Source organism: Novacetimonas cocois (genome assembly GCF_003311635.1).
Lineage (GTDB): Bacteria > Pseudomonadota > Alphaproteobacteria > Acetobacterales > Acetobacteraceae > Novacetimonas > Novacetimonas cocois.
In genome coordinates, this window is record NZ_QEXL01000029.1 from 1 (window position 1) to 9265 (window position 9265).

The 9265-nt window shown below is 57.8% G+C and carries 10 protein-coding genes; 4 read left to right on the forward strand and 6 right to left on the reverse strand.

Going from position 1 to position 9265, the window contains the following annotated elements:
* The first annotated feature begins 136 nt into the window (after positions 1–136).
* The gene (locus NJLHNGOC_RS14785; protein ID WP_113597035.1) at positions 137–520 is read left to right on the forward strand and encodes a transposase; all 384 of its coding nucleotides are present in this window, start codon (positions 137–139) and stop codon (positions 518–520) included.
* 274 nt (positions 521–794) lie between these two features.
* Here NJLHNGOC_RS14785 and NJLHNGOC_RS14790 read toward each other — a convergent pair whose 3' ends face one another.
* Entirely contained in the window at positions 795–1418 is a 624-nt protein-coding gene (locus tag NJLHNGOC_RS14790; RefSeq protein ID WP_113597036.1) for a YceI family protein, read from the reverse strand.
* Between the two features lie 30 nt (positions 1419–1448).
* Positions 1449–2060 (reverse strand): FMN-dependent NADH-azoreductase, encoded by a 612-nt coding sequence (locus NJLHNGOC_RS14795; protein WP_206059813.1) that lies wholly within the window; start codon positions 2058–2060, stop codon positions 1449–1451.
* Positions 2061–2228: 168 nt separating this feature from the next.
* Here NJLHNGOC_RS14795 and NJLHNGOC_RS14800 point away from each other — a divergent pair, with 168 nt between their 5' ends.
* The gene (locus tag NJLHNGOC_RS14800; RefSeq protein WP_113597038.1) at positions 2229–3140 is read left to right on the forward strand and encodes a LysR family transcriptional regulator; all 912 of its coding nucleotides are present in this window, start codon (positions 2229–2231) and stop codon (positions 3138–3140) included.
* Positions 3141–3260: 120 nt separating this feature from the next.
* Here NJLHNGOC_RS14800 and NJLHNGOC_RS14805 read toward each other — a convergent pair whose 3' ends face one another.
* Both NJLHNGOC_RS14805 and NJLHNGOC_RS14810 read right to left on the reverse strand, forming a co-directional pair.
* Positions 3261–4088, reverse strand: coding sequence for an SDR family NAD(P)-dependent oxidoreductase (locus NJLHNGOC_RS14805; RefSeq protein ID WP_113597039.1), 828 nt, complete (start codon positions 4086–4088; stop codon positions 3261–3263).
* 381 nt (positions 4089–4469) lie between these two features.
* Positions 4470–5453 (reverse strand): SDR family NAD(P)-dependent oxidoreductase, encoded by a 984-nt coding sequence (locus tag NJLHNGOC_RS14810; RefSeq protein WP_113597040.1) that lies wholly within the window; start codon positions 5451–5453, stop codon positions 4470–4472.
* A 134-nt stretch (positions 5454–5587) separates the two neighbouring features.
* Between NJLHNGOC_RS14810 and NJLHNGOC_RS14815 the strand changes: the two genes are divergently transcribed.
* Complete coding sequence (locus NJLHNGOC_RS14815) at positions 5588–6166, forward strand: TetR/AcrR family transcriptional regulator (RefSeq protein ID WP_239021564.1); 579 nt, start codon at positions 5588–5590, stop codon at positions 6164–6166.
* Between the two features lie 112 nt (positions 6167–6278).
* Here the strand turns inward: NJLHNGOC_RS14815 and NJLHNGOC_RS14820 are convergent, their stop codons facing one another.
* Positions 6279–7133 carry an oxidoreductase gene (locus NJLHNGOC_RS14820; protein WP_239021565.1) on the reverse strand — a complete coding sequence of 285 codons (855 nt, stop codon included), beginning with the start codon at positions 7131–7133 and terminating at the stop codon, positions 6279–6281.
* Between the two features lie 68 nt (positions 7134–7201).
* Between NJLHNGOC_RS14820 and NJLHNGOC_RS14825 the strand changes: the two genes are divergently transcribed.
* Complete coding sequence (locus tag NJLHNGOC_RS14825; protein WP_113597043.1) at positions 7202–8107, forward strand: AraC family transcriptional regulator; 906 nt, start codon at positions 7202–7204, stop codon at positions 8105–8107.
* A gap of 80 nt (positions 8108–8187) precedes the next feature.
* Here the strand turns inward: NJLHNGOC_RS14825 and NJLHNGOC_RS14830 are convergent, their stop codons facing one another.
* The gene (locus tag NJLHNGOC_RS14830) at positions 8188–9174 is read right to left on the reverse strand and encodes a LysR family transcriptional regulator (RefSeq protein ID WP_338045561.1); all 987 of its coding nucleotides are present in this window, start codon (positions 9172–9174) and stop codon (positions 8188–8190) included.
* Positions 9175–9265: the final 91 nt, after the last annotated feature.

The following is a 9265-nucleotide window of genomic DNA, read 5'->3' on the forward strand; positions in this document are numbered from 1 at the left end:
TAAAGCTCGTCGCGGCGAGAATCTGGTGTCGGGGTTTATGAGTCGACGCCCTAAGATCATGATCTATTAATTCACTTAATTGAGAAGACTATTGTGGTTCACGGACTTGCCGACAGGAGGTAAGCCTGTGAGTGATATGTTTTTGCTGTCCAAGCGTCAGAAGGAGCAAATCAATCTCTATTTTCCTCGGGCACACGGTGTTCCGCGTGTCGAAGACAGACGGGTTCTGAGTGGGATCGTCTATGTGATCCGCAACGGGCTTCAGTGGACGGATACTCCGAAAGCGTATGGTCGGCGCAAGAATTTATGCAACCGTTCTATCCGTTGGAGCCGCCTGGATATCTCTGACCGGATTTTCGCAGTCCTGACAGAGCAGGCTGGTCGTTCAAAGCGTCTGATGATCGATGCGATACACCTCAAGGCGCACAGGACGGCAGTGTTCCTGTTCAAAAAGAGGCTTTCCCCGCCATATCGGATGCACAAAGGGCGGTCTGAATTCAAAGCTGCATGCCGTGTGTAATGGTCTGGGCCGTCCGGTCTGCCTTCATATAGTAGCCGGGTAGGGCAATGACTTCAAAGGGGCCAATGCCCTGCTGGCGGACCCGCCGGAAGGAACGGAAGAAGTCATCTAGGATCAGGGTTACGGTAGCAACTGGCTCCGGCTAACCATGGTACCGCTCCGTACAGAACAGCCGGGATACCGAACAAGGAACTTGATATCAGGCGCCATGATCCAGTGAAGGATGATTGCCAGACGCGTATATCGCTCGACAGACCATGGCGCTGCCATCGGTTTACTGCTGAAGCTCGAACGCGCCGGCGATCGTCAGCGTCACGTCGTCACCCACGAGCGGCACGTACTGTTTGACGCCAAACTGACTGCGGGCAATCGTGCCGGTCGCTTCAAAGCCCACGGTGAACATCTTGTCGAGCGGATTGGTCCCGCTGCCGACCAGACGGGTCTTGAGCGTGACCGGCTTTGTCACGCCGTGCAGGGTCAGGTTGCCGGTGATGTTCGCGGTATTCGCACCGGTCCGGACAACCCGGGTTGATCTGAACGTCGCGTTGGGAAACTTATCTACATCAAACCACTGCGCGCTTTTCAGCTCGGCATCCAGCTTCGGTACTGTGGTATCGACTGACTGCACCGGAATGGTGACATCAAGGCTGGTGGCCGAAAGATGGGCAGGATCAATCGTAAGCGAACCGGATGCGCCCGTGAAAAAACCGGAGAAATTGCTGAAGCCCATATGCGAAAGGGTAAAGCCGACCTGCGTATGATAGGGCTCGACCTTATAGGTGCCAGCCTTCACCGCCGACGGATCGGGGCTGGCAACCTGCTGGGCGGAAGCCTGTGAAACCGTGCTGAATACGACGGCCGCCATAAGGTCGGACGTGGCAAAATGACGTTTGATCATGGAGCGTATTCCTGTGAAATAAAAAGGTATTCAGACTGGAAGACCGGCAATTTTGCCCTGGGCCTGCACAATGGCGGCGTCTTTTGTGTCCTGCCCCAGCGCCAGTCCTTCAGCGCGTATCCAGGTGACATCCGTCAAGCCGATGAATGCGAGGACGGTGCCGAGATACTTCTCTTGATAATCCAGAGCGGCGGCCGGGCTGTCCCCGGTATAGACCCCGCCACGCGTCGAAATGATGAACGCCTTCTTGCCCTTTGGAAGCAGACCTTCGGGGCCGGCCGCGCCATACTGGAACGTCCTGCCCGCGACGACCACGCGATCGATCCAGGATTTGAGCTGGGCGGGAATAGATAAATTGTACATCGGTGCGCCAATGACGATGATGTCAGCGGCCAGAAGGTCATCGATATACCCGTTGCCGGTCTCCAGATCATCGGCGAGTGCGGCGTCCGTTACCAGCGCCCCCTGGAATGCCGCCATATGCTCGCCGGTCAGATAGGGGATGGGACTTGCAGCAAGATCCCGATAGGTGACGGTGGCGTCGGGGTGTGCGGCTTTCTGCTGCGCCACAGTTTCTGCCGAAAGCTGGCGGCTGACAGAATGGTCGCCGAGAATACTGGAATCGATATGCAGGATCTTCATTGTGGTCATCTCCGCAGAGGAATTGGACAGGGCTTTTCTGTTACGCCCCGAGAATAGATTTCTGATTGCCCTGAACATGATCCAGCATGTCCCATGGATTCATCCATCTATAAAGTCGCTATATTCCGATATATAATACCGGATGAAACGATGGATCGGGGAAGCCCAATGCTGGACGGCGTATCACTGGATCAACTGCGCACCTTCATTGCCGCCAGCGATGAAGGCAGCTTCTCAGCGGCGGCCCGGCTGCTGCACCGGTCGCAATCAGCGGTCAGTGAAATGATCGCAACACTTGAGGCACAGATGGGGATCGTGCTCTTCGACCGGGCGGGTCGTTACCCGCAACTGACTGCCGCCGGTCGGGTGCTTCTGGCCGATGCGCGCGGCGTGGTCGCGAATGTGGACTTCATGAAGGCGCGGGCGAAGGGCATGTCGTCGGGACTGGAACCCGAACTGTCGGTTGTGGTGGACGTGTTCTTCCCGATGGACCGCATTACAGCCGTGGCTGCGAAATTCCGCGAGACATTTCCGCATACACCCCTGCGGCTATATGTCGAAGCCCTTGGCGGCGTGTTTCAGCCGCTTCTCGATGGGCGGGCCAGCATTGGCATTGCCGGTCCTTTGCCCGATGTTCCCGCTTCCATGTCCAGCGAGGCGCTGGGGGACATCCGTTTCCTGATCGTGGCAGCCCATGACCATCCTCTGGCGCGGATTGATGGTATCATTCCCAAGGAAGAACTGGCCCGCCACGTCCAGCTTGTGCTGACCGACCGCACAAATCTATCTGCTGGCAAGGAACGCGGCATCATGTCCCCACTGACGTGGCGGCTCGCGGATCTCTACGCCAAGCATCATTTTCTTCTTGGTGGCCTGGGCTGGGGCGGGATGCCGTCGCACACAGTGCAGGCCGATATCGAAAGCGGCCGGCTGGTCGAACTCCGTATCGACAGCATCTCCCAAGGGGGAGTGGATATGCCCATGACGGTCGTTTATCCCACGGCCGAGCCGCCGGGGCGCGCGGGTCGGTGGCTGATTGACAGGCTGAAGCTTTGCCCGGGCAAAACTGCCGATCAGTGACCCGGACTTTGAAAAGGCCGGTCCCGACCCGCCTCATCATGCGATCGAAACCGGCACCGACGTTCCTGAGGCCTAACTTATCCGTCCGTTAGCTTTTGCTAACCGGAGAGACATCATACATCAGTCCGCCTTGGTCGTGATCGAAAGGTCGTGCCATTTACGGTCATTCTCCGTCACTGCTTCGTCAGACCGTTTCACATATTCAACCGCATCGACACCAACAAGCAGTTCCATCGGCGTGTCCTCCCGGTTTGCCAGACCGACAATCAGGCTGGCGATCTTGGCGGGGTCCGAACTCTGATGGCCTGAACCCTCACGTATCCTCTTTGCAAAGGCCCCGACTGTCTGTTCATAGGGTGCACTGACTGGCGGGATTTTCATGGAAGAACCAGCCCAGTCAGTTCTGATCCCGCCCGGTTCGATCGTTGTGACCTTGACGCCGAGCGGTGCCATTTCCTGCGCCAGAACCAGAGAGAAGCCACGCACCGCGAATTTGGCGGCCTGATAGGCACCCAGACCGGGAACCGTGATACGCGCGCCGACAGAAGCTATCTGGAAGATATGGCCGTGCCCCTGTTCGCGCAGGATGGGAAGAACAGCCTTGCTGACATAGACGACACCAAAGAAGTTCGTTTGGACCTGCTGGGTAAAGTCCTCGATCGTTATGTCTTCGATCGAAGCAGTATTGGCGTAGCCTGCGTTATTGACCACGACATCAATGCGACCAAAGTGCTCTTTTGCCTGCAGGACAGCAGCCTGGGCTGCTTTGGCGTCGGTAACATCAAGGGGAAGGGGCAATATGCGCTCGCCATATTGAGCGACCAGCGCATCGAGGTCAGCGGGCTTGCGCGCCGTTGCAACGACGCTATCACCGGCCGAAAGGGCGGCCTCGACAATGTCGCGGCCAAGACCGCGTGAACTGCCGGTTACAAACCAGATTTTAGGCATATGCCTGTCCTTTCAATTGATTACTCATTCATCCGGATGCTTGTTCAACTGACCATCAAGCGCAGCGCCCCTCCGCCCTGTACAGGTTGATGTTCCCGGGGTCGGCTGCAGATGCCCCCTTTCCCTGACGCCCGGACAAAGGGCGGACAGCACTGAAGCAAAACTGTTGCTTGATGAAGTCGATACCGGTGTCTTCCTGTAGGTGGAAAGAAAGCAGCCTGAAGAATGACAAAGGAAACGCAACCTACCGATTTCCCAAGCATGTAAAGCGGATCGACAGGCAGGAAATGGTCAGTTCATTCATAGGGGAGGGCCTGATCTGGCAGACAGCAGGTTTCTTTTCAGATTTCTTTTCAGATCAGGCTGGAATGCGGACGGAAATTATGCCGCGAACCGTTCTCCGACCATTTCCTCGCTTTTTGCCCATAATGCTTCGGCATGTGCCGGGTCGACAGCATAGGCACGGACACCCTCATCAAGCAGCCCTTTTGGCGCGTCATTGGGAATGACCGGTGCGACGTGGCAGTCCTCGCAATAATGGCCGCCTACCGCATCGGCGGCTGCAACGACGCCAGCCCATACAGAGGTCGCAGCGCCCTGCGGAACTGTCTTGAACTCGAATGGTGGCTTGCCTGCGGCAGCAGCCTGCGCGTTGATCTGCGCTTCCATTGCTTCCAGTGCGCCCTCTGGCAGATAACGCACGAGTTCCGTCATGATCGCGCCGGGGTGCACGGCAGTGGCCCGTATGCCCTGCGCCTTGTGCCGGGCATCGAACGCAACCGCGAACAGGATATTGGCGGTCTTTGAGCGGCCGTAAGCAACCCAGGGGTCGTACGGCATATGTGCGAAGTTCGGATCGGCAAGATCGACATCCGAAAAGCGATGCCCGGCGGAGGAAAGATTGACCAGGCGGGAGCCTGCCCGCAGCAGGCCGGCAATCCGGTTGACCAGCACGAAATGCCCCAGATGATTGGTGCCGAACTGGGTTTCGAACCCGTCTTTCGTATGCCCGAAAGGGGTGGCCATCACGCCTGCATTGGCAATGACCAGATCGAACGGTTTGCCTGCCGCATTCAGGCGGTCCGTGGCGGCACGAACGCTGGCGAGATCGGCAAGGTCAAGTTCAAGCAGTTCAAGCGATCCGCCGCCTTTTTCCGCATCACGCCGTACCTGTGCGGTTGCGTGTTCCGCCTTTGCAAGGTTGCGTACGGCCCCCACAACCGTGGCCCCGTGGGCTGCCAGCGCACGCGCCGTCTCAACGCCCAGTCCGGCTGAAACGCCGGTTACAAGGACGCGCTTTCCGGCAAGGGAAACATTGTGCAGGACATCCTCGGTTGTGGATGTCGCGCCAAACTGCTGTGTCATAGTCTGTGCCATGATAGGCCTCCAGCATGAAGGGAACGCCATTCCTTGCGGAATGGGCACCCGGGGAGTTATGTGGAAGCATGCTCCGCTTATTTATATACGGAGCATTCATCCGTTTAACAAGAGGGAAAGACGTGGAAGAGGACCAGACGCGCCAGCGCAGGCCGCGCAGCGATGGACGCAAAAATCGCGAACGCCTGCTGGAAACGGCCAGGACTGCCTTTGGATCAGGCGAAATCGATATTCCCCTGGATGAAATTGCGCGGCGGACCGGTGTGGGGATTGGCACGCTGTATCGCCATTTCGCCAATCGCGACGCCCTGATCGAGGCGGTCTATCGTGATGAACTGAACAGGCTCGCCGCGGCAGCCAGCCGTCTGGCGGAGACGCATGCGCCCGTTGAAGCGCTGCGCGCCTGGCTGAACCTGTTTGTGGATTACATCGCGACCAAGCAGGTGATCGCCCCCGCGCTGAACAGCCTTATTGGCGGGACGGATGCGATCTATGCGGATTCCCGCACCGTTCTCACCGCCGCGATTGGCGGGCTTGTTACCCGTGCCACGCAAAGCGGTGACATCCGGCCTGACATCGAGCCGGTAGACCTGCTGTGCGCCCTCGGTGGCGTCTCGAACTACGCGACAGGTCCCGGCTGGGAGCCGCGTGCAAAACGTCTCGTTGATGTTCTGATCGCAGGCTCGCGGCCCGAAGGGTGAGCGTTTCGGCGGAGGGCAGGGTGGCAGCCTGTGACAGCCGCCATCCCAGTAACATGGCGCAGAGCGTGGTCAGGCTTGGACCACCATCAGCGAACAGTGGCGTGTGAAAACGTCAGCCGTCCGTCGATCGGGTCAAGTCCTCCCAATCCGCAATTTCTTTTTCCAGGCGAGAGATACGTTCACGCACCAGACGCAGGGCATCACTGCCCAGAAGTAGTTGCGGTGGGGGCGCGTCCGATGCAACAAGCTGAAGCACTGCGGCGGCAAGTTTCGCCGGGTCGCCCAACTGCCTGCCGTCCTTTTCGTGTCGAGCAGCCCGGATCGGATCGAACAGAGTGTCGTAGTCCGCAATCGAGCGCCTGGTCCTGACCATCGAACGCCCGGCCCAGTCCGTGCGGAATGATCCGGGGCACAGCGCCGTAACATGAACACCGAAGGGCGCCATTTCCGCGCGCATGACTTCCGAAATCCCCTGCAGGGCAAACTTGCTGCCACAGTAATACGCTATGCCGGGCATTGTGATCAGGCCGCCCATTGATGTCACGTTCACGATGAACCCTCTGCGCCGTTCGCGAAAACGTGGCAGGAAGGCTTTGGCGACCGCAACCGCACCAAAGACATTGACGTCGAACTGGTGGCGCATTTCCTTGAGAGGGGATTCCTCCAGAACGCCTTCATGCCCGTAGCCAGCATTGTTGATGAGCACATCGACCGGGCCGTGGTCTTCTTCTGCCTGTGCGACGACGGCGGGAATACGGTCGAACGCGGTCACGTCACAAAGGACCACGCGGGCATGCGGTAGTCGTTCCAGTAACGAGGCCCTTGCGGTTTCTGACCGGACTGCCCCGATTACCCTGTGGCCCGCATCAAGGGCGGCTCGGGCGATGGCAAACCCCAACCCCGAGTTGGCACCAGTGATGAAAAAAGTCTGCTCTGGCATGGCACTGCTCTGCTTGATTGCATTCAAGCCTTGATCAATAATATCATACCGATGCGTTCGCTATTGCAGTTCCTCTGATATTCTTGCTCGATCCTATGAATCCTCACCCCGCATCCTCTCCGCTCCTCGCGCTGGCAGCCAGGCTTGCACCGCGACATGGCTACAACGCCACGCCCTTGCCTTGTATCCGCATCCTGCGTTCCGAGACCATCCTTGAAGATGTGCCGGTCCTTTATCGCCCCGGTGCGGTCTTCGTATTGCAAGGCTCCAAGCAGGGCTTCCTCAATGGCGAGGTCTACCGCTATGACGCAGACCATTATCTTGCCGTTTCAGTCCCAGTGCCTTTTCGCATGGCTTCGCAGGCTAGCCCTGGTCAGCCTCTGCTTGCCATCTACTTCGATTTTGACCTACATCTTGCTGCTGAAATCGTGACCATACTGGAAGGGCCACTCGGTCATGACGAGAGGGAGAAGGCAAGAAGTCTGGTTTCAAGCCGGATGGTGCCTTCCATTGCTGACGTGCTCCAGCGTCTGCTTCATGCTCTCCATCATCCGCAGGAACTCGCCATTCTTGGACCGGGATTACTGCGCGAGCTTCATTATCGCGTCCTGATCGGTCCTCAGGGTGGCTCGCTGATGGTGGCGCTGCGTCGCAACGGCGCGACAGGCAGGATAGTGCAAAGCCTGTCGCTCATCCGCGAACGCTACAATGAAGGATTGTCGGTACCGGAGCTTGCTGCAACGGTCGGTATGAGCGTTCCTTCCTATTACGCTGGCTTCAAGTCCCTTACCGGGAATACCCCGATCCAGTACATCAAGGCCCTACGGCTGCACGAAGCCAGGCTGATGATCGCGCGGCGTAAGGGATCGATTGCTGCGATTGCAGCCGAAGTCGGCTATGCCAGCCCCGCCCAGTTCAGCCGGGACTTCAGGCGGCATTTCCGCCGCAGCCCCAGCGAGGAAACTCAATGGATGCGGGAACATCTTGGGGAACCGGTATAGGCCCGAAGCGAAAATCCCGCGCCCGAGGTCGTCCGTTTGTTTGACGACACTTGGCAGATAGGCGGCAGTCGCCCTCACTTTTAAATCTGCCATGTCGAAGGCAGGGCGGCAAGAAAGTCCATAACGATTTGCGTGCGCGCAGGCGTATGGCGTTTCTCCAGACGTACGGCAGAAAGAGGCGCCTCAGCGATCCGCCAGTCTTTTAATATCTCGACGACATGGCCACTGCGAAGATCATCAAGACCCAGCCACGCAGGTGCCCATCCGATGCCGAACCCGGCCCGAACGATGCTCCAGGCGGCCTCACCATCGTCGAAGACATGCTTTGGCCGGGGAACATGACGTATGGCCTTTCCGTCCACCGGTGACATGAAGCGCCAGTTGTCGATTTGGCCTGTCCCCTTGTTCCTGAAGCCGATCTGCCTGTGTCCTGCCAGATCCTCCGGTGTTTCTGGCACGCCATGAAGCCGAAGATATTCGGGGGTGGCACATGCTATCCAGGGGAATGAGTATAGCTTGCGAGAGATATGGCCGGGCAGACCGACGAGACTACCGGAGCGGATAGCAAGATCGATGCCACGTGTGGCGAGGTCCGCCATTTCGTCCCCGAGTTGGATCTCGATATTGATTTCCGGATGCGCATGCAGGAACGCAGGAAGTTCGGGCATTATACAGGTGCGCGCAAAGGCTGTTGGAGCGGTGATCCGGACACGCCCGATGGCACTCTGGTTTCCCAATTCAGCGAGTGACGTTTCAATCTGTTCCAGACTGTCCAGCAAATGACGACCCTGGCCAAGCAGACGGTCACCCTCATCCGTCAACGAGAGGGCATGCGTCGTGCGGTGTAGCAGACGAACACCATGCTTTTGTTCAAACCGGGTCAGGGCCTTTGACATGGCTGATGTTGTGACTCCCGCACGGCGAGCAGCCTCTGCAAATGAGCCTGCTTCAACGATGCGCACGAACCACAAAAGCTGAAGAAGGCCCGGAGACAATGACGGTGTGGACATACAGTCAACACTGACATGAACGCTACTTAGCTTCAAGAACATCCTCATCAGCCACATATTAATTTTTACTTGGAATGGAGAGAGAGATGAAATACCTAGGTTCAGGACCTATTAATTTATTGAACTGAGTGGGGCATTGTGATTCACA